The following is a 19,578-nucleotide window of genomic DNA, read 5'->3' on the forward strand; positions in this document are numbered from 1 at the left end:
GGGTAAATGCCTATCTCTTGCGCGAAAACAAAGGAGATGGCAAAAATGAAGGTATTAGAGAAGATTAAGCGCTTTAGCGAACAGCGCAGAGCAATGCGCGAGCTTTCCGCCCTGGACGATCATGTTCTCCGTGATCTCGGTATTTCCCGCTCGCATATTCCGTTCGCCGTCAAGGGAGCTCGCGGCAACTAAACCTTCCTTTCGCGCGCATACCCTTGAGGTATGCGCCGCCGCAGGAGCTATGGGCCAGTGCCGTCGCTAGCTTTCTGCGACAAAGTCATAGCCGATAGATGCCGCGCGTAGCGTCATTGGTCGCCTCCAACCTCACGATCGGCACAATTTTCCTGTTGTTATGCTGCCGGATAACATGACGAAGATTTAGGCTGCTTGATTGCAGCTATCCCTCGTGCCCCGTTTCGCGCAATATTCAAGTTCAATCTCGAGCAGTCTCGTTGCATTGGCAAGTGCTTCCTCTGCCTCTGCGAACGACTGTGGGCTATGGCCCATTCTGGCCTCACCGTAATTTCTGGCACGCAGCGACACGAGTTCGGCCAATTCGATGCATTCGGACGTCGGCCGGACGAGATTCAGGCAATACCGCAAATTGATCGCAACCTGGAGCGCGAATTCGGCTGCCGAGAAATCCAATATTGCCCCCGGCGGCATGGCCCGAGCCAGATAGATCCTCCAGTGTTGGGTCATCGTGTTACCCCTCTTGTCGGATGATTGCACGAACGACGTCGTGTGGCGTGCCGCTCTTACAGAGACGCTGTTGGCTCTCGACCGGCTTATCTTGTGCCGGCGAGGCTTTGGCCTGCCCGCAGTCATATTGACAAGCTGAAGTCGGTTTCAATAACGCGATCATGCAATTGGGCTTCGGTCCGGCGCTTTCTCCGACCTTGGTCTGACGCTGCCACGGCGAAAGGTCATGACGTGGATTGCTGAAGTCCAAATGCTGTACTTATCCGTGGGATAGGACTTGACCCTTCGCGATGTAGCGGCGATTTGATATGGATCGGACCCTTGCCAATCGGCGATAGCCGAGGCGCTTCGAGCCCATGGAACGTTGGGCGCTCGTCGTTGGAGCCTCAGGAGGCTTTAGGTGTTATTACGTCGAAAGCTTATTGCTGCCATACCATGCCTGATGCTGACCTTGGTCAACACAGCACTTCCCTACACTGTCAAAATTCACGGTGCTTCCGCGATATTCGCCCAGCAAATGGCCGAGGCCAAAGGTGGTAATGGTAATGGTGGCGGCAACGGCGGCGGAAATGGCAATGGAGGAGGCAACGGTAACGGCGGAGGCAATGGGTACGGCGGTGGCAACAGCGGCAATGGAGGCGGAAACGGCAGCGGCAACAATGGAAACGGGAATGGCAACAACGGAAACGGCAATGCTAATGGCCGATCGTCCGCAACCAGGAGCGCTACCCAAAGCCAGGTCGATTCCGACCAGTCCTCCGATGATGGCGGCGGATCGATTAGCGTTCAACACAAGGATGGCATGAGCGAAAATATACAGAGCGGACGTTATGTGATGAAGGATTCAAAGGGCCGCACCATCGTCAATCGCAATGCGACAACTGCCGACGAGCAGCGGCTCAAATCACTCCTTCACTGACGCCGCCTTTCGAGTTCATCCCGGAACGCCATCGCAGCTTCCGTTCTATTGCTCACCTCCAGTTTGGCGAAGATTTGGGTCATGTGATGCTTGATGGTCTTTTCATGCAGATCGAGCTTCAGCCCGATATGTTTATTGCTCAATCCAGCAGAAGCCAGTTCCAATACTTCCCGCTCGCGATCCGTCAATGCGCTGAAAGGATTGGCGCGGGAATCGGTTCCGTTTTCGGAAATCAGACGCGCCGATAGCGTCGGTGCGACATAGCTGTCACCGGCAGCGATACCGCGAAGGATATCGGCGAGCGTCCGTGATCCGACGCCTTTCAGAACATAGCCCTTCGCGCCGCTCTTGAGCGCCGTCATCACATCGTCGCTTGCCTCGGAGACTGTCAGCATAACGATCTTCTGATCGGGTATCTGGTCGAGGATAAGAGAGAGGGCATCCAGTCCTCCTCCCGGCATGGAAATGTCGAGCAACAGAATGTCCGGGCGCTGCTGCACCGCTATGCGCAACGCGTCCTCCTTGCTGCTGCCTTCGCCGACGATGCTAAATCCATCCATTTCGGTCAGGCTGCGGATAACGCCCTCCCTGAAGAGGGGGTGGTCGTCTACGACTGCCAAAGTGATTGCTGCTGTCATGTCTGCTCCATTTCCTCGATGTTCAGGGACATGCGGACGATGGTGCCCCGGTCCGACGACAAAAGCTGGAACGTGCCGCCAAGGCTTTCGACCCGATCTCTGAGGCCGGCAAGACCAAGCTTCTGCGGGCCGACGTCTTTCGGATCAAATCCCGGTCCCTCATCGGCAACCTCGATCACGACCTGGCCGTCTTCCAGAGTTTGTACGACCCTTTGCCCGATTCCGCCGGCGTGACGATAGCCATTGTTCAAGGCTTCCTGCACAAAGCGATAGACGCATATTTTTGCGGAGGTCGAAAGATCTGTCGGTGCTGCCCCGACGAGAAGCGCGACGGTGACGCCGGTGCGCTGTTCGTGGGCGCGGATTGCCCGTTTTAAGAGATCGGTCAAATTGTCCGTTTCGATGTGCGGCAGCATCAGGCCGCTACAGACGCTCCGGATTTCGGCCATGGCGTCATCAAGGCTGGATTTGATTGTCTCCAGCGACGCTTCGCGCTGCTCTGGTGAGACGGTGGGGCTGATGAGTGCCTGGCTGTCCAGCCGCAAGGAGGCATAAGCGACCAATTGGGCGGGACCGTCATGCAGGTCGGCACCGATACGGCGCAAATAGCTCTCGTTCAGCGCGGCGGCGCGCTGGGTCGCGCGTTGAACGCGCGCGCGCAACGCCTCATTCTGTTGAAGAAGCGCCGACAATTCGCCGATGCGGCCGTTCAGCGCCATGCGCTGACTGTCGATGGTGCGGCTGCCGCGCAGGACGATGATCGATAGAAGAGCAAAGAATGTCAGCGTGAACACGGCAACGACAAGCCAGCTCAGCAGGCGGGCCTGCGTAAGGCTCCATTGGAAATCGTTGGCAACCTCGTAGAATTCGGAGACGGCCACGACCTTGCCCGACCAAGGTTGAAGCACCGGATTGTAGATTTCCAGAAGGGGCTTGCCGCTATTGCGTTCGGCGACGCTTTCCACGTCGTCGATCCGGTTGAATTTAGCGACCATTTGGCCCGAAAAGGCCGTCCTGAGACTGTCCGAGAGCGGAAATCGCTTGCCGGAAAGATCCTTGTTATTGGAGTAGAGGATCGTCCCATCGTCGCGCCAAAGCCGGAAGGAAAACAGCCGTTTGCCGAGCGCACCTTGGCCCAGGGTCTCATCAAGGGCGCGCGTCACCGTATCGTCAAGAGCCTGAGTGGTTTGCATATCGGGCAGGAGCGGGGCGATGACGCTGTCGACATAGAGGGCCGTCGTCGCCGCGGAATTACGCGTCACTGCATTCTCGATCAGATTGGCAACGAAGGACCCGACAACGAGCATCGCACAAAGAGCGACGAAGCCACCGGCGAGCAGGAACTGTCTGGCCAAGGATTGGGAGTTCCAGCGTTCGATAAGACTTGCTGGAGAGAGTTTGTATTTATGATTCGCTCGCGGCACTGGCATAATCGGCAGTGATCTCCCAACCCTCTATAGCTATCCCAGCAGGATGGAGTGTCAACTGTTGGGTCCGTCGACACCGGCCGCGTTGTCCCGAGCGGGGTACTGCCGTCTGGCGCCTGCAATTTAAGCGACCAAAGGGTTGGATCAATCAGACTATGGTCCTAACCCTCAAGGCATAGGTCGGAGCGGGATAGAAAGCTGGGATTTCGGCAATATTCTAGTGCGCATGATTTGCTGGATATGGCCGCTGCCGCAGGCGACGGGCATGTTACGAAGGAAGTGCACATGAAAATCCATTCCATCATTGGTGCGACAAGCCTCGGCCTGGTGCTTGTCCTTGCGCCAATCGGAGGAGCTATGGTCGGTTTCGTACAGCCGGCATTCGCCAAGGGCGGAAACGGCGGCGGTCATGGCAATGGTAACGGCGGCGGCCATGGTGAAGGAAACTCCGGCCATGAAAAGTCCGGGGGCGACGATACAAGCAGCCCTTCGACGAATGCGGCGGCTGCACAGGGCGCCTCATCGTCGGTGCTGGGGCATCATGCTGACAAACACTCCAAAGCCCATAGTGCAAGTTCGAAGAGCCATGTCTCAAAGCCCGGTGCAGGTAGCCTGAGCTCGCTCAAGCGGGACTATCACGCCTACCTGAACTCGAGAGATCCGAAGATGGCGGCGCTTTCCGCTTATGTGAAGGCATATGCGGAATTCGAAATCCAGTATGGAACCACGGCGGTGCCGACGGACCCGGCCCTCAGCGACAGCGCCTTGCGTTCGGCGCTGGCGCAGTTGTCTAACAAGCCGGTGACGAACCAGACGCTCGCGGAAGCAAAGAGCATCCTCGGCGTTGGAACAAATACAGGAAAAATCGCGGAAGTTCGTGATGCGCTGGAAAGGAAATCCGAAACCGCAACACAATCTGAGAGCACGCAGCCAACCGAAGATTGAGGCGCTGCCTTAGCATTGCTTTGTGAACTTGGGGATCGATAGGCGCGCATTGCGGCGGCCTTTCTGCTTCGATTTATGAGTTTGGCGCCAGCGGGCGCCATTCGCTAGCCGGTCCGCCCACCGGCTCTATCGCCGGGTCGGGTCTTCCGCCCCAGACGCTGCCCGATCCGGCGATAGGCAATTTGCCGCACGATCTGTATGACCAGGTACAGAATATGGTGCGCGACAGGGGTAGGCCGCGGAATGACCGCGTGCGGAAGCCAGTGCCAGGAAGTTCGGGATTTCGGGAAAATCGGAGGCCGGCCACTCTCTCCTTGCGATCATTATGATATGGCCAAGCCAGGCGGAATGAGGGGTGGAGAGCGGCTTCCCGCTCTCCACGATCGTTAGTTCAGAATCTTGATAACCTTGCGCGAGGTAGGCTCGACAATCACGCGTTCGTGGTTGACGATCGCATAGGCATATTTCGGATTTTGCGGAACGGTTCGCACGACGATCGTTTCCGGCAAGGGTCGGCCAACGACTACACGCTCGCGGACAACCGATTCTTCTTCGGGCAGGGGCTGTTCGCGTACGTAGGTGACCACCTTCTGCGGCGGCGGATCGATGGCCGTGCCGACAATGGCGCCAGCGACACCGCCCACGGCGGCTCCAACCGGGCCACCAACTACGGCTCCGGTAACCGCGCCACCTGCGGCGCCGGTGACGGTCGAAGATTGGGCAAAAGCACATCCGGCGGTGAGGCCAAGCGCGAGTGCCGCAACACTAAGTACCTTCGTTTTCATCAGAATCTCCTTTCACCTTCTATTCGTCCGTCGTTGACGGAGCTGTCGGTAAAACAGAGCTTCGCCGCAGTCTGTTCCTTTCCTTGGGCTTCAGTCATGTGGATTTGGGACATGGGTCGCAGTGAACATCAGACCAAAGCCCTACGCGCGTGGCTTCGATAAGGGAATATGGAGGATTCGTCGCATTCAGGGCTGGGTGCGGTGATGCAAGGCAGGGATTGAGCCAATACAGCTCTCACCTTCGCAACTGTCAGAAGCCACTACGCGATGCGGCAGGTCGATCCGATAAAGATTTTCGATCGCTTCGCGTGAGCAGTGGAGCGATCTCAATCTGTCAATGTCGAGCCTGGTTCGAAGAGGCCACCGATGTGTTTCGCTCTGCGGTCCAAGTGCTAGGCAGGTTGGCACATATAACCCCGACCAGGAGAATGACAGATATCAGACCGATCAAAGTCTCCCATGATTGCCGACGAAATGGGAGCGGCCAGCGCGACCGGGATATGTTGGGATCATATCGCATTTATCAGTTCCACACCCATGGGAAAGCCGTCAACGTTCCGGTGGAGATCAAGCCTATGATCGCCGTTATTTTTCCGCTGTGTGTTCATCCGGTAAATCTATGTCCGTCGAAATCCGATTGTCTAGTAGCTTGATCGACAATATCTGGTAACGGAGACCCTGGCGATTGTTAAGGCTGCCAAATTAACCGGATTATGGAGAAAATATTTCCGACAATACCGGATGATGCAGTGGTACAGCGACAGGTATGCCCGAACTTAGTCGCACTCCGAACCAGACCGGTCGGAAGTTTTTGATTGCGTTCAAGCATCCGCCCAGGCGTCGGGTGTATCAAGTGCCGCCGATATCGTGCGACTCTGCTCGTAAAGCCAGTCGCAGAATTCTTTAGGCCCTGATCTCCCGTCATCATCACGGATGAGTGCGAAGTGCCAGTCGGGACCGTCAAGCGTCTCGTCGAAGGGCGCGATCAGCACGCCTGATTTGACGATCGCCTCGAAGAAGCCGGGCGGCACGAGCGCAACGCCTTCACCCGCGCAGGCGGCATTTACATTTAGCTCATGGTTCGGATATTCCACGCGAGCGAACCTCAACCCCGGCGGAACGCGACCGATTGCGCTCACAAACCATCTTTCCCAGTCTGGATGCGGCAACAGTGGCAGAGTTGCAAGCATCTCCGGTGTGAGAGGTTCCAGCGCTGCGGCAAGCGATGGAGCCAGAAGCGGCGTTAGTTGTACGGGAAATAGTCGAAAGGCCCGCAGACCCGGCCAGTCGCCGGCGCCAGTGCGGATGGCAACGTCGAAATCTGACGGATTACGAATTTCGGTCGAAACATCGAGTTCGATCTCGCAGCGCAGATAGCCGGAAAGGCGCGGCGCAAGCCAGCGGCTTGCGAGGGTGGGAGGCGCGGTCACCCGCAAGGGAGGAGATGCCGCTCCGAAAGCCGCCAATGCGGCGTCGATTTCGTCCAAGCCGCGCCGCACACCCTTCGCAAGCAGCATAGCCTTCGGAGTAGGCACCACACGCGGTCCTCGCCGAATGAAAAGGGGCTCACCTAGTTCCTCCTCAAGGGTGCGAATGCGCAGGCTCACTGCCGTAGGGGTGAGAAACAAACGCTCGGCTGCACGGGCGAAGCTTCCGGAGGCGACACAGATCTCAAGGACTTTCAGAGCGTCGAGTGAAGGGCGCATATGTAGTTTCACTTATGATAATAGTAAGGAATACCCGTTTTGCGCACCGATATTATAGCAGTTTAATGCGCCCCAGAAGTGGAGGCGATCACGCTCTCCATACATGGAGAGCCTCTCATGGAACTGCAATCGCGCCCTCTGTTTACGCTGTATCTCGAACTTCATCCAACGATCGATATAGGACCATGTCCCGCGGGCGTTCGCCGTATCTTTCCGGTCTCTGGCGGCCGTTTTGAAGGAGAGCGTCTCAAGGGCAAGGTCTCACCACTGATCGGATCGGACCTGCTGGTCACTCGGCAGGACGGAACATTCCAGCAGGATGTGCGGGTTCTGCTCGAGGTTGAGGATGGCGCCTGCATTCTGATGACCTATCGTGGCGTTCGCCACGCATCGGTCGAAGTTTCCGAGCGCTTGGGACGCGGCGAAGCTGTCGACCCTTCGGAATATTATCTTCGAACAACTCCCTATTTCGAAACCGCTTCGCCTGCACATGCTTGGATCAATGCGATCGTTTGCGTTGGAAAGGGCAGCCGCTTTCCCGGCGGCGTAAAATACGACCTGTTCGAAATCCTCTGATAACAGAGAAATGGACGGGATTGGCTTGATTCCACTCGGTTCTCTGTCCCACCGAGCAATCTTGCGGTCGTTCGTTTGACTTGCAGTCCGAAATGCCGCCGAGGTAATATTTCTAAAGTTTTCATTGCAAAATCTGAAATAGAGCCTAGTTTGGACTTATCGACCATTGCTTGTGACGTCGCTCAAGGGCCTATGCCCTTCCTCGGATTCCCTCTCAAAAAATCGATCTAACCCCGCAAGGTATCGCGGGAGCAACAACGATTGCTATGAAAGGAAATCGTTATGAACACTGGTACAGTTAAGTGGTTTAACTCCACCAAGGGCTTCGGCTTCATTCAACCCGATAATGGCAGCACGGACGTTTTCGTGCATGCTTCGGCCGTCGAGCGAGCAGGCATGCGTTCGCTAACTGATGGACAGAAAATTCGCTATGACATCGTGCAGGACAGCAGGTCCGGCAAGAGCTCAGCCGATAATCTTCAGGCGGCGTAAATTTGTCATTCACGCGCGCTGACCACGGATGTACTGGCAGTGCGCATGGATGATGTTGAGAGGTCGGGGTAACGCCCGGCCTTTTATTTTGGCCATGGGAGAACGGTATGCAGAATCCGCGCTACCAGATTGGTGACACGATCGTTTTAAAGCGTGGCACTTTTGGAAATTTCGGTCCTTCTGGAGCAGGAAGAATTGTGTCGCGCCTGCCTGAAGCCGATGGCGCCACGCAATATCGCGTCCAGTTCGAAGGCGAGAATTTTGAACGCCGCGTAGTCCAGCCAGATATTGACGTTGAAGCGTCCACATCAAAAGCCCGGAATATTGGCTTCGCAGCTGAATCAAAGTCTTCCAGCTGGATCAATGCGACGATGATCACCCTGAGAAAGCGGTAATTGAAGGAGCTACCTTGCAAGTAGACGTCAGGGACAACAACGTCGATCAGGCGCTGCGGGTTCGCGAAAAAGCCGATGCGATCCACCGCAGTCGTAAACTTGCCCGCAAACATGCACAGCGCGAAGGGCTTCTTTCCTCGTCCAAAAAGAAGGTTGCGCGGTCGGGCTGACCGTACCCTCTTATCATTCGTCAGGAGACATCATGGCCGCCACAAAAGAGAAGTTTTTCAAACAGAGTAGGCAAACTCTTCAAGACAAGGCATCGACGACGGATACGGCGGCGAGGCAGATCACCGCCGCCGAAAATGCCGATCGCGAGAAAAAGACCGAGAAGCTCCGCGCGCTTCGATTGGCGCGGCCGGAAGCAGAGCCGATCAAGCCATCGGCGAAACGCGGGCATAAGACGAAATAACAGAAGCACGACCGCCCAAACATAGCACAGCGAGTGAAGCTGCGTTCTTTGGCGCGGTAAAACGTTACTGTACAGCTACGCGGTTTGGCCGAAAATCTCGAGCTGCGAAAGGTTAATGGCTTCGCTCGCTGCCGAGGTGTTGCCGATGAATTCGTCGATCAGGAATGCCACGTAGCCCCCAGTCATCTTGACGATGGCGAGTTCGCAGCTTCGTGAGGGCCTGTTGCCCATTTGGGCGGCCAAATCGTAAACCGGCACCAATTCGCCGCGATATGAGGTATGACCGAGGGTGCGGCGTGCATCGTCGCCATCGCGAAGCGGGCGCCAATTATCTGCCCGGGCGACGATCGTTCCGTCAATGAACGTGCATAAGGTGTCGTGCACGCGTACCGCCATTGCTGCGCGGCGGCGAAGAAATACTGGTAGAGGCATTGAGCACTTTGTCCCTTCAGGGACTCCCCGTTCAAAAGTGCAAACGTCTGAGGCGAAACCCGGCTGGGGAGGATGCCTTGGCACTGTCATGGTGCCGCCGAACACGGTTCGGCCGGACAAACCCAAGGTAGAGTGATTGTCTTGAGGACTGCTTTTCGGTTTGCCTAAAATTCTAACGATGCCCCACTTTCAGACTGGCCATAAGGCCCAAATTCGAATGAGATTGAGGCCAAAACGATCGCGTTTTAGCTGTGTCTGCCACGTCGAAAGGGCCGAATGAGAAACTCGGTCAAGTTCTGTGGCTCGCGGATATTGGGTAGGCCGACATCAGGCCATTCCTGGGTTTTCGGATAGTAGGCCGTCCCGAACAGAATGTCCCAGATGGCGGAGCCACTGCCGAAATTCCGGTTGAAATGCCGTCGTTCGATCGAATGATGAATGCGGTGAAACCGGTTGTCGGGAAAGATGTAGCGGACCCAACCCAGGTTCAGACGCGTCGAGCTATGCTCGAAATAACCTTGCCAGCGAAGGAAGAACACCCAGATCCAGGGAACATAGTCCTGCTTGAAATCGAAAAGCAGCGAGACGGGAATGATCAGGAACGGGATCCTGAAGATCTCCTCGCTGAAATGGTGGTTGCTGTTGAAGGCACTCATTTCCTCTAGCGAATGATGCTCGGCGTGGAAACGCCAGAAGAACCTGTTGCTATGCTGGAGCCGGTGGAACCAATAGTAGAAGAACTCGCTGACCTGCAGAACGAGAAAGGAAGCAGCGATGGCACCCAACAGATGCAGCGGCCACGCGTTCGAAAATCTCGAGAGGAATGTCAGGTCGATGGTAAACAACGGCTTTATGCCGATGCCAGCCCAAAACCAGTAGAAGAGGGTCAGGCTTGCCTTGGTTATGAGGATGTTTGTCACGCAGAAGATCATGCCGCGAAGTTTCGATACATAGCTATAGCGAGACTTCGGAAAGATGACCTCGGCGGCGAGCAACAGCAACGCGACCGGAAGAACGCGATCAGTATACTCCTCCATGAATTCAAGCAAACGAAGCAAATTTTCCATTATCAATTTGCTATCCATGGAACGATAGGGGCGATGCTCTTCCTTATCCGAGGATAGGTGTCGCTTCAACTTGATGATTAAAAACTGGTTAAAGGCATGATGGTCGCGGCGAGGTTGATGGTCTGAGAACTCACGCTCCTGGGCAATTAGCCTACCCACGGGCTCTCAAGGCAGCGATCAGCGGCAGCCGGCTGGCGGCCAGTGCCGGAAGCGCGCCACCAAGGAGTCCGATTGAAAGACCAAGCATACCGCCGGTCAGCATGACTTGCGGCGTGACGGTAAGCTGAAAAGCCATGCTGGCATCATTGGCCCCCATGGTGCTGGCGCGCCACCCTTCGAAGACAAGCCGCGATGCCAAGACGCCGACGCCTGAACCGGCCGCAGCCAAGAGGGCGGCCTCCAACCAGGTGGCGAGAAAAGCGGATAGGCGGCTGAAGCCGAGTGCACGCATGGTCGCGATCTCGACCGTTCTGTCGGAGATGGAGCTCATCATCGTATTGAGTGCCCCGGCGGTTGCACCGATCGCCATCAGCAAGGCGATGGGCCAGCCGAACAGGCGTATGAGATCGGCCATGCGCCCAGCCTGTGATGCATAAAGTCCAGCCTCGGAAACTGCCGTCAGCGGCGTCTCCGTAATCGTCGCCAGCCTGGCGTTCAACTTGGCAAGGGAGGATGGATTGACAAGCCGCAATCGCAGGCTTTGCACTTCGCCCTGCCGGTCGAAGGCGGCATGCGCCGCATCGATATCGCCCCAGATTTCGGATTCGAATGCGCTGCCATTGGCAGTGAAGTGTCCGACCACGGTCCAGTCCACGGTGCCGAGCCGCACCTTGGCGCCGAGGCTGAAGCCGGGATAATCGCGGGCGATACCTGCTCCGACGACAATCTCTCTGGCGCCGGGCGCGAACAACCTCCCCTGCGAAAGGGCGATACCATTCCGGATCGAAAGACCGCTGCCATCCATGCCACGCAGGGCAAGGGTCCTCGAGCTTCCTTTGCTGGTGACATCGACGGGGATCACGAGTTCGCGGGATACAACAAGATTTCCGGCCGAATCCCGAAGAACGCCGATATCGTCGCCACTGGCCTTGAGGTTGCGGATCGCATCGGCTGATATATCGGAGCCGGTCTCCTGGTTCGTGCCGCCGCCGAGCACGACGGCGACCAGCGGTGAGCCTGCGCCGCTCAAGGCCTTCTCGAAGCCGCTCGCCATTGCTAGGAAGCCTATGAGCACGACGACGACGAGCGATACAGACAATGCCATGGAGAGCGAAATCGCCAGGCGCCGCTTCATGCTGCCGAGCGCGGTTCTTGTCGCAACGATGATCTGTCTGATTTGGATGGACATATCGGTCACCTCGTTCGGAAGGCTTTCATGATGGGGGTTCGCATGGCGTTGACGGCCGGCACGAGGCCGGTTGCAAGTCCAAGAGCAAGCACGATCGCCGTTGCATGCAGCAGCACGACCGCAGAGAAGACAAGACCGAGCGATGGGCCGGCAAATATCGCTCCGGCTCTCGCCAAGGCCAGCCCGATGGCTCCGCCGATGATGAACATGAACAGTGTTTCACCGAGGACGAGGGTGAGGATCGTCATGCGTGAGATGCCCAGCGTTTTCAGGACGGCGATTTCGAATGACCGCTCGCGCACGGCGAAGACCATGGTGTTGATGACGATCAGCAGCAGCGTGACGAAGGCAGCCCCTGTGACCAGATCGACGATGAGGCCGATATCGGCATACTGGCGCAGGAAGGCTTCGAGAAATTGCTTTTCGGACTGAGTGCGCGTGGGCGCCGCGGAGTTGGCGAAGAGCGCGTCGATATGGGCAGCCAGAACGCCCGGCGAAACGCCGTCGCGCGGCTTGATGATGAAAGCATCCACCGTGTCCTTGTCTTTTGCGCGGGCGGCATTGACGTAATCGTAGCGGGCGACGGTGAAGTAGGTGTCGCTGCTGGCGCTTTCGCCCTCGAAGATCCCCGCGATCACGAAGCGCCAGTCGCGGCCGCCGTCCTGCTTCGCCACCTGAAAGGCGGTGACGGTGATGTTTTGGCCAACAGACCAGCCTTCGGCTTCAGCGAGCGCCCGTCCGACCAGGACCCGGTCGCGGCCTTGACCGATCGCCTCGAGCAGATCGGGCGTAAGGCCGAGTTCCCGACCGTTGGTTTCCATCAGCAACGCCGGATCGACGGCGCTGATTGGCACGATATTCTTTTCGACATCGACGAAGCCGCGCAGGCGCGTCACGTAAGCGACCGCTGCGACATCGGGATCGGCCGCAATGCGGGCGCGGTGGGCCATCGGCAATGGCTGCCCGCGCCCGCTGGCACTCATGACGCCGAGAATATTGTCGCTCGCGGCCGACACGCCCTGCGAGCCGGCAAGGAAGCTGGCGGTTAGCCCGTGGATGAGAAAGGCGACGGCGATGCAGACAATGAGCAGAGTAGTGCGCAGCGGCTTTCGCCAAGCATTCTTTCGGGCGAGGTCGAGGAAGGTCATCAGGCTGCCTTTTCCGCTTCGATGAATTGTCCCTTGTCGAGATGCAGCGTCCGTCTGGCCGAGCCTGCGGCTCGCGGGTCGTGGGTCACCATAATAATGGTCTTTCCCAGCTCACGATTGAGGAAGTTGAGCATCTGCAGCACATCGTCGGCGGAGGCCCGATCGAGATCGCCGGTCGGCTCGTCGCAGAGCAGCAGGCCGGGATCGGAAACAATGGCGCGCGCAATGCCGACGCGCTGCTGCTGCCCACCCGACATGGAAGAGGGATATTGCTTTTCCCTGCCGGCAAGGCCGACGAGATCGAGGACCTTGCCGACCCGGTCACGCCGCTCCTTTGCGCTCAGGGGCTTCAGGAGGAGCGGCAGCTCGACATTCTCTGCCGCGGTCAGCATCGGCAGCAAATTGTAGAACTGGAAGACGATGCCGATATTGTGCGCTCGCCAGGACGACAGTGCTCGTTCGCCCATCCAGTCGAGCCGATGGTCGCCGATGCTTACACTTCCGGCATCCGGCCGGTCGATGCCGGCCAGCATGTTGAGCAACGTCGATTTCCCTGATCCCGATGGTCCCATGATCGCGATGAAATCGCCCTGCGGAATGGCAAGGTCGAGGCCCGAGAAGATGGAGATATCTTCCTTGCCGATACGATAGGCCTTTCGCACCTCTTTAAGCTCGATATAGGCGGCAGGGGTCATGGCTTGCTGTCTCCATTCTTGGCGATCGTGTCTGCAAGGGGGATGCGGATGCGGGCGGCCATGTTCGGCCGAATGCCTTCCGGCGGATCGATGAGGGAAAGGCGAACCGTGATCGTGCCCTTTTCGACCGAGGCAATGGGCGCGAGCCGCAGCACCTCGACTGCAAAGGCTCGATCGGGAAATCCGTCGAGCACGGCTTCGCCCCGCAGGCCCGGTCTGAGGGACGCGATATTGGTTTCCGCCACGTCGGCGTCGAGCGTCATGCTGGCGGTATCGGTGATGGCAAGCAGGCTCTGGTTTTCGCGCACGCTGTCGGCACGGGCAAGCACGGTGTCGCCGACATGGGCGTTGAGCCGTGTCACCGTGCCGGCAAAGGGCGCGCGGACCATCAGTTCCGTCAGGGGCTCTTCGGCGGATCGAACACCGAGTTCGGCCGTGGCTAAATCCTGCCGGGCTTGCGCCACGGCGTTGGATGCACGGGCAAAGGCCGTTCTCGATTCTTCCAGTTGCTGCTGCGAGGCCGCATCGCGGCTGGCAAGGCTCTCGAGGCGGTCCAGCGATGCACGCGCCTGCACGAGATCGATGTCACGCGCCTTGACCGTCAGATCGGCAGCGGCGCGCGCGGCTTCAGCCTTTTCCAGCGCGATGTGCGCGACCGCATCATCGAGTGTGATAAGAACCTGCCCGGCTTCGACCCGGTCGCCGAGCTCGACGGCGACATCGGTAATTCTGGCCTCATATTTGGAGAAAACAGTCGTGCTGCGCGGAGCAACGACAATCCCGGCACCGGTTATTTCGCCGACTGCGCTGGTCCTTGTATTCAAAGCGTACTGCTTGTGGTCCCGGTCATTTGTTTCTTCAACGCGGGAGGTTTCCGTCGCGCGTGGCTCGCTCCGCAAGGCCGGTATGGAAGAGAGAGGCGTTCCCGACGGATGGAATATGCTGGGACGATAGATGACGATGATCAGGCTGGTGGCCGCAACCAATGCCAGGCTCAGGAGAGGAATGGTCCGCCGCCTTGGGGCGTGGGGCGGACCCTGTGTTATGTGCCGCCGCTCCAGGGAGAGGGAGGTCAGCGTGGCGGCAAGTCTCTGGTCGTGATCGGTGACGGTGCTCATGAGGAAGAGCATGGCCATCCGACAAGGAAACGGAGACCTCGAACACGTTCCGGGCCGTGCTCGATCGCGATTCAGTCAGCCTCGCATGTGGCCGAAATCAGCTGAAGGTCTGCGCGACCGGTCGCGCCATTCGAGCGGCGTCGTATCTGTGACGCGCCGGAACTCGCGATTGAAGTTCGATTTGGTCTGAAAACCGACGTCGAACATGATTTCCGTCACCGGCTTTTCCGTTTCGGCGAGCAGCAGGCAGGCCTCGGCGATCCGGTGCTCGTTGACATATTGCGAGACATTCTTGCCGGTTGCGCGGTTGATGGCTGCGGAAATTTGCCGGGCGGGAATCGCAAGCTTGCGCGCCAGCCGATCGAGATTGAGATCGACATCGCGATAGGCGTGCCTGTCTTTCATCAAGACCTGCACCGCCCCAAGCGTCTGTGCGTCTTCAAGGAATTCGGGCGGGCGAACGTTCTCCATCTTTTCGGCGGGCGCATGGCTGCGGCTGGCGGCTGCAGCGGCCATGGCCAGGATAGCCAGTCCGATGAGATTTCCGAAGCTAATGACCTTCAGTGCATATGTGCCGTCGGCCCAGGCAAGATCCAGCCAAATGAACGTATCCACCCCTGCCGAGAGCAGAAGCGCGCCTGCGGCAAAGAGGATGGCCCGGTAGGTCGGGCCGGCATTTTCGAAAGGTGCAAGACGAAGGGCGTCCGTGCCCGAGCGCATGAGAAGCAGGATTGCTGCAGCATAGCCGATATCGATAAGGATGATCCCGATATCGATCGCGTCGCGCCATATCGCGACCAGCACGACAATAAGCCCCGCCGGAAGACCATGCAGGCAGATCTGCTGAATTGGCGATAGGGGGCTTTTGCGCGCCAGCCTGGAGATCCCGAGATAAGCAAGCGGCGGCACCATCGCAGCTGCGACCGGCATGGCGTACATGACAGGCAAAACGGCATAACCCCAGCGCAATCCGGACAGTACGGACTGAAAGGCGCTCAGAAGAATGAGCGCCTGGAAAGGAAGATTGGGCGAGGGGCTATCGTCGCGGCTCCGGACGACGCCGAAGAGAATGACGAGCAAAATGGCGACGACGAATGGAAGCGGAATGAAAATCATTGATCGTTCGGAGCAGGACCTGTCTATATCTCCAGCCGATCATGCCGAAAGACGGGCCGCACCGCGACCTCAATCATGTTTCAGGTCGTCAAATTTCTGGGGAGGGAGGCCGGCTGTCGTGGCATGTCACTCCGCTGCGGCGGCAAGACATCCATCGATGATCTCTCTGATTTCCGCGCGGCAGGAGCCGCAATTCGTTCCGGCATTCGTTGTCACACCGACAGCCTCGAAGCTGTGACATCCGTTGCGAATGGCGCCGAATATGAAGCTAAAGTTTGAGCACTTGCCCAATACATTTGCGCTCTGGCAGCTATCTCCGGCGCACAGGCCAAGTCTGCAAGCGTCGTGGCTTGGCGCGGATCTTTACTCCCTCATCGATCTCTCGCGGCCTCCTTCATCATGGCCATAAACCTGGAGATTCAGGAACCAATTCGATTGCGAGGCAGTTAGAAAACAGAGGCGGGAAAGAAAAAGGAGAACACCATGTCGAATGTTTCGCGAACGGTAACTGACGATGTCAACAATGCAACCAGCCGAACCACCTTCGGGCGATCCGTCGAGAGCAAGGCTCAGTTGCGGGATGCGGCGGCGCTCTCCTCAGCAGCCGACGGTGCGGAGACACTGAATATCTATCGCCTGGAACCCATCGCTGCCCCGGACGATCCACGCTGGGACAATGCTCCCAATCAGGGTACGATCATCGTGGCGGCCAGAAGTTCGGGCGACGCGCGCATCGTGGCGACGGGCAGGGAGCTCGACTTTATGGAGGTCGATGCCGCCCCTGCCGAAGATGTGACCACCAGTAACGCGAGTGCGTTTCGCGATGACAAGCTTTACACCGTGATCGAGATCGCTCGCGGCCGAACCGATTTGAAACGGGGCGTGCTGGAGGGCGAGGTGTCCGTCGACACAATCCTTCCCACGCAAGTCGGCCGCTGATTATCCGCGCTGAAGCCGGAAGGCGGAGCGTTGCGAAAAGGGCACTGCGCTGAGCCCGGCGTGTCTTCCGTCAGCTTCGAGCCACCTTCCAATCAGCTTGCGCGGTATAAAAGATTGAGAGCTTGGCGTTCTTCCTCCGGCATGTCCCGGCTGAAAGAAGCAATTGCCGTTAAAGCGCCGAGCTGATGAAGATTGGTGAAATCGACCACGCCACTGCGATAAAGCTTGATAAGCTCCAGGGCAAAGGCCTCGCGGTTGAAATCATTCAAATCGAACCATGGTTGAGCGATCACAACGTCGAAAATCCGTTGCAGCCGATCGATCTCCTCCGGCTGGAGAATGCCTTCGACAAGATGATGGTAACGGCGCATGCCCTTACTCCCGCCATGAGGATCGGTGTGTTGTCGCGCTACATCGGATCTCGGCAAACGGACTTGCCATTCGCCGTATATAGGAAGCTCCGGTGGCGCGATCGAGCTGTTGGAACAAATCTTCCGAATCGCCGTTGCGTCAGGTGGGAGCCTTTTAACCGGCGGCCTGCATTCACTGAGGATATTCAGATTTGATCTGTTGTTAACGGAGCGAAAAATGCCCGAGCAAAATCAGTCACCAGCGGTTCAATCCTTGCGAAAGGAGCAGAAGCAGCAAAGAAGCAGGCCAGCAAACGAACTGGACAAAGCGCTTGAGGATACGTTTCCAGCCTCGGATCCTACTTCCCTGACGCATACCGCCGTCGCTGGCGGCACCGGCCTCGAGGAGGACCGGTCCCGCCCTCAAGAACAATCGAACAACAAACTTGCAGCCTTTGCAGTCGAGCGGCGAATTCGCGAAAGGCCGATCGCTTCGCTCTTGGCGGCCGCGGCCATCGGATTTGTTTTTGGAGTCACGCGTTGACGACAAGCCAGCCGATCAATAGACGGCCTCGGGTTCCAGACGCGGAGTTGCCTTGAACGAAGCTCGGCTTTCATTGAGTTTGATCGAGAGCATGCGGGGACGTCTGGCCTGGCCTTTGAGGTTCGCCGTCATAAAAGGCTATGCCGCCGATTACCAGCGCACACGCCACCACTACGATCAGGATAACGTACACGGTCAATGCATTGTATTTGCCGTTGTCAGACGCTGGCATTGTCGTTCTTCCTCTGCGATCTACGTGTCCGCATCCCAACATCGGCGGCGCCCCAAGGTTCCCGCCTGCGTGAGCGGTCGCGCGATCCACATCATTTCCTGATGTGATCGACAAATTCCGGTGTTTTGGGAACATTGCCGCATGTCGGCTGTTCGGCGCAGGATCCGATATCGGAGAAAATGGGAACAGCGCCATGCCTAAATCGAACAATCCCGGTGAAAGGAGTAGGGGCGATCCTGCTCAAGACGCAAAGGGCCAGACCCGGCGGCTGGTGAAAAGCAGCCGCAATAACGGTGTGGCAAGCGCCAAGCCGAAGGTCATTACGGGATCGGACGATGCAACCATGAACAAAGAGCCGCCCGGAAAGACCGAGCCAGGGAAGGATTGGGATCTCAATTATGATCCGCGTGACATGGACGAGGGCAAGTATCGCGGCTGAAGCACGTTCGCCGCGGATCGATAAAACGGTATCCGGATGAGGACCTGGCTGCATCTTTGCATCGATATGCAACGCATGTTCTTCGAACAAACGCCCTGGCATGTGCCCTGGATGGCGCGCACCCTGGAGCAGGTGGTCGAGGTCGCCGGGCGATTTCCCGAACGTACGCTCTTTACCCGCTTCATTCCACCGACCCGGGCGGACGCCATGCCGGGGAAATGGCAAGATTACTACGAGAAATGGGAGATGATGACCGCCAGTCGGCTTCCCCACGAGTTGATGCTGCTTATCGATCCGCTGCAGCGTTTCGTTCCGCCGGCCCGCATCTTCGACAAGCTCACTTATTCGCCCTGGACCGATGGCCGCCTTCACCGAAATCTGGCTCAGGAAGGTATCGATACCCTGGTGATCAGCGGCGGTGAAACGGATGTCTGCGTGTTGGCCGCAGCCCTGGGTGCAATCGAGCTTGGATATGGAATCATCGTTTTAAGAGACGCCGTCTGCAGTGGCGATGACGATGCGCATGATGCAGCGCTCACGCTGCTGGAGCGCCGGTTTTCCGTTCAATCCGAGATCATGACGGTCGAGGAATTTCTGTCCGCGCGATGACGGAGGCTCCCCGCTTCTTGATTTGATAGGATGGTCCGCTACATCCTGCTCCATAGGACTCGGAGGAGACTGCCATGCCTCATCGCGCTCCCAAAGGAAGTGAATGCCGAATACTCGCTGAAGCTGTATTGCAATGGTATAGCTTCTATGAGGTGGCGCCAGATGACGAGGCTTCGAGTACTCTCGTCGCAGCGGCTCTCGAATTCTTTCATGACGGTTATCACACGGCAGATGACCTGGCCGTGAGGTTGATCGGAACCTATGTCGGTATCTGGTCGACAAAGATTAATGCGCCTACTTCGGCTGCCATTCACTGATCGTTCTCTCCGACCGCAAGCCAGCCGCCGAAGGCGGCTGATGCCGGTATTTTGCCGTGACATGAGCCTGGCTACAGGCAACGAAGCGGGCTATTCCCGGCGCGTGCGAAAGTGCGGGGAATCGTGCTTGAATTATAGCAAATTCTAAAGCTGGCTCTGGAGGAAGGAAGATCCTCGTCAGGCCGCACAAGGCAAACATATATGTTGCTTCAGCACTTCTTTTTCTG

At 57.7% G+C, this 19,578-nt stretch carries 25 protein-coding genes and 1 pseudogene; 13 read left to right on the forward strand and 13 right to left on the reverse strand.

Annotated features, from left to right (window positions below; genetic code table 11):
• Positions 1-45 precede the first annotated feature (45 nt).
• Positions 46-192 carry a DUF1127 domain-containing protein gene (locus FHX05_RS16130; RefSeq protein WP_112337003.1) on the forward strand — a complete coding sequence of 49 codons (147 nt, stop codon included), beginning with the start codon at positions 46-48 and terminating at the stop codon, positions 190-192.
• Between the two features lie 952 nt (positions 193-1,144).
• Complete coding sequence (locus tag FHX05_RS16135; RefSeq protein ID WP_183873567.1) at positions 1,145-1,621, forward strand: hypothetical protein; 477 nt, start codon at positions 1,145-1,147, stop codon at positions 1,619-1,621.
• Here the strand turns inward: FHX05_RS16135 and FHX05_RS16140 are convergent.
• Together FHX05_RS16140 and FHX05_RS16145 are read right to left on the reverse strand one after the other, a co-directional pair.
• A complete protein-coding gene (locus FHX05_RS16140; RefSeq protein WP_183872951.1) occupies positions 1,615-2,259 on the reverse strand; it encodes a response regulator transcription factor in 645 nt (214 codons plus the stop codon). The genes FHX05_RS16135 and FHX05_RS16140 overlap by 7 nt on opposite strands.
• The gene (locus FHX05_RS16145) at positions 2,256-3,689 is read right to left on the reverse strand and encodes a sensor histidine kinase (protein WP_183872953.1); all 1,434 of its coding nucleotides are present in this window, start codon (positions 3,687-3,689) and stop codon (positions 2,256-2,258) included. Before FHX05_RS16145 ends, FHX05_RS16140 begins: the two co-directional genes overlap by 4 nt.
• Positions 3,690-3,971: 282 nt before the next feature.
• Between FHX05_RS16145 and FHX05_RS16150 the strand changes: the two genes are divergently transcribed.
• Entirely contained in the window at positions 3,972-4,631 is a 660-nt protein-coding gene (locus tag FHX05_RS16150) for a hypothetical protein (RefSeq protein ID WP_246698969.1), read from the forward strand.
• Positions 4,632-5,017: 386 nt separating this feature from the next.
• On the opposite strand, the gene FHX05_RS16155 is transcribed toward FHX05_RS16150, so the two are convergent.
• Complete coding sequence (locus FHX05_RS16155; RefSeq protein ID WP_183872957.1) at positions 5,018-5,416, reverse strand: DUF1236 domain-containing protein; 399 nt, start codon at positions 5,414-5,416, stop codon at positions 5,018-5,020.
• 821 nt (positions 5,417-6,237) lie between these two features.
• Positions 6,238-7,122: a LysR substrate-binding domain-containing protein gene (locus tag FHX05_RS16160; RefSeq protein ID WP_183872959.1), complete on the reverse strand. Its 885-nt coding sequence runs from the start codon at positions 7,120-7,122 to the stop codon at positions 6,238-6,240.
• 117 nt (positions 7,123-7,239) lie between these two features.
• Here FHX05_RS16160 and FHX05_RS16165 point away from each other — a divergent pair, with 117 nt between their 5' ends.
• The 5 genes from FHX05_RS16165 to FHX05_RS16185 all read left to right on the forward strand — a co-directional run bounded on the left by FHX05_RS16165 (position 7,240) and on the right by FHX05_RS16185 (position 8,997).
• Positions 7,240-7,698 (forward strand): DUF3237 domain-containing protein, encoded by a 459-nt coding sequence (locus tag FHX05_RS16165; RefSeq protein ID WP_183872961.1) that lies wholly within the window; start codon positions 7,240-7,242, stop codon positions 7,696-7,698.
• 282 nt (positions 7,699-7,980) lie between these two features.
• Positions 7,981-8,190 carry a cold-shock protein gene (locus FHX05_RS16170; protein ID WP_112336994.1) on the forward strand — a complete coding sequence of 70 codons (210 nt, stop codon included), beginning with the start codon at positions 7,981-7,983 and terminating at the stop codon, positions 8,188-8,190.
• A 107-nt stretch (positions 8,191-8,297) separates the two neighbouring features.
• The gene (locus FHX05_RS16175) at positions 8,298-8,585 is read left to right on the forward strand and encodes a cold-shock protein (RefSeq protein ID WP_183872962.1); all 288 of its coding nucleotides are present in this window, start codon (positions 8,298-8,300) and stop codon (positions 8,583-8,585) included.
• A 14-nt stretch (positions 8,586-8,599) separates the two neighbouring features.
• Complete coding sequence (locus FHX05_RS16180; protein WP_183712254.1) at positions 8,600-8,755, forward strand: hypothetical protein; 156 nt, start codon at positions 8,600-8,602, stop codon at positions 8,753-8,755.
• Between the two features lie 32 nt (positions 8,756-8,787).
• On the forward strand, positions 8,788-8,997 hold the full coding sequence (locus FHX05_RS16185) for a hypothetical protein (RefSeq protein WP_112336992.1): 210 nt from the start codon (positions 8,788-8,790) through the stop codon (positions 8,995-8,997).
• Between the two features lie 75 nt (positions 8,998-9,072).
• Here FHX05_RS16185 and FHX05_RS16190 read toward each other — a convergent pair whose 3' ends face one another.
• The 8 genes and pseudogenes from FHX05_RS16190 to FHX05_RS16225 all read right to left on the reverse strand — a co-directional run.
• A complete protein-coding gene (locus tag FHX05_RS16190) occupies positions 9,073-9,429 on the reverse strand; it encodes a chemotaxis protein CheW (protein ID WP_183872964.1) in 357 nt (118 codons plus the stop codon).
• Positions 9,430-9,674: 245 nt separating this feature from the next.
• Positions 9,675-10,496, reverse strand: coding sequence for a sterol desaturase family protein (locus tag FHX05_RS16195; RefSeq protein WP_183712256.1), 822 nt, complete (start codon positions 10,494-10,496; stop codon positions 9,675-9,677).
• Between the two features lie 151 nt (positions 10,497-10,647).
• The gene (locus FHX05_RS16200; protein ID WP_183872966.1) at positions 10,648-11,844 is read right to left on the reverse strand and encodes an FtsX-like permease family protein; all 1,197 of its coding nucleotides are present in this window, start codon (positions 11,842-11,844) and stop codon (positions 10,648-10,650) included.
• Between the two features lie 5 nt (positions 11,845-11,849).
• On the reverse strand, positions 11,850-12,992 hold the full coding sequence (locus FHX05_RS16205; RefSeq protein ID WP_183872968.1) for an ABC transporter permease: 1,143 nt from the start codon (positions 12,990-12,992) through the stop codon (positions 11,850-11,852).
• Entirely contained in the window at positions 12,992-13,687 is a 696-nt protein-coding gene (locus FHX05_RS16210; protein WP_183872970.1) for an ABC transporter ATP-binding protein, read from the reverse strand. Before FHX05_RS16210 ends, FHX05_RS16205 begins: the two co-directional genes overlap by 1 nt.
• Positions 13,684-14,805 carry an efflux RND transporter periplasmic adaptor subunit gene (locus tag FHX05_RS16215; RefSeq protein ID WP_183872972.1) on the reverse strand — a complete coding sequence of 374 codons (1,122 nt, stop codon included), beginning with the start codon at positions 14,803-14,805 and terminating at the stop codon, positions 13,684-13,686. The genes FHX05_RS16210 and FHX05_RS16215 overlap by 4 nt, the downstream gene beginning before the upstream one ends.
• Before the next feature lie 75 nt (positions 14,806-14,880).
• A complete protein-coding gene (locus FHX05_RS16220) occupies positions 14,881-15,921 on the reverse strand; it encodes an AraC family transcriptional regulator (protein ID WP_183872974.1) in 1,041 nt (346 codons plus the stop codon).
• A 126-nt stretch (positions 15,922-16,047) separates the two neighbouring features.
• A pseudogene (locus FHX05_RS16225) lies at positions 16,048-16,176 on the reverse strand ((2Fe-2S)-binding protein); the annotation flags it as partial.
• 228 nt (positions 16,177-16,404) lie between these two features.
• On the opposite strand from FHX05_RS16225, the gene FHX05_RS16230 reads away from it, so the two are divergent.
• The gene (locus FHX05_RS16230) at positions 16,405-16,860 is read left to right on the forward strand and encodes a hypothetical protein (RefSeq protein WP_183872976.1); all 456 of its coding nucleotides are present in this window, start codon (positions 16,405-16,407) and stop codon (positions 16,858-16,860) included.
• Positions 16,861-16,952: 92 nt separating this feature from the next.
• Here the strand turns inward: FHX05_RS16230 and FHX05_RS16235 are convergent, their stop codons facing one another.
• Positions 16,953-17,231, reverse strand: a complete 279-nt coding sequence (locus FHX05_RS16235) for a hypothetical protein (RefSeq protein WP_112414310.1) — start codon at positions 17,229-17,231, stop codon at positions 16,953-16,955.
• Between the two features lie 217 nt (positions 17,232-17,448).
• Between FHX05_RS16235 and FHX05_RS16240 the strand changes: the two genes are divergently transcribed.
• The 4 genes from FHX05_RS16240 (at position 17,449) to FHX05_RS16255 (ending at position 19,351) form a co-directional block, all read left to right on the forward strand.
• On the forward strand, positions 17,449-17,754 hold the full coding sequence (locus tag FHX05_RS16240) for a hypothetical protein (protein WP_183872978.1): 306 nt from the start codon (positions 17,449-17,451) through the stop codon (positions 17,752-17,754).
• Between the two features lie 425 nt (positions 17,755-18,179).
• Complete coding sequence (locus FHX05_RS16245) at positions 18,180-18,425, forward strand: hypothetical protein (RefSeq protein ID WP_183873607.1); 246 nt, start codon at positions 18,180-18,182, stop codon at positions 18,423-18,425.
• 36 nt (positions 18,426-18,461) lie between these two features.
• Positions 18,462-19,034 carry a cysteine hydrolase gene (locus FHX05_RS16250; RefSeq protein ID WP_112603276.1) on the forward strand — a complete coding sequence of 191 codons (573 nt, stop codon included), beginning with the start codon at positions 18,462-18,464 and terminating at the stop codon, positions 19,032-19,034.
• 74 nt (positions 19,035-19,108) lie between these two features.
• Positions 19,109-19,351 carry a hypothetical protein gene (locus FHX05_RS16255; protein ID WP_210290344.1) on the forward strand — a complete coding sequence of 81 codons (243 nt, stop codon included), beginning with the start codon at positions 19,109-19,111 and terminating at the stop codon, positions 19,349-19,351.
• The last annotated feature ends 227 nt before the right edge of the window (positions 19,352-19,578 follow it).

It is taken from the genome of Rhizobium sp. BK491, assembly GCF_014194925.1.
In the GTDB taxonomy this organism is placed as follows: domain Bacteria; phylum Pseudomonadota; class Alphaproteobacteria; order Rhizobiales; family Rhizobiaceae; genus Rhizobium.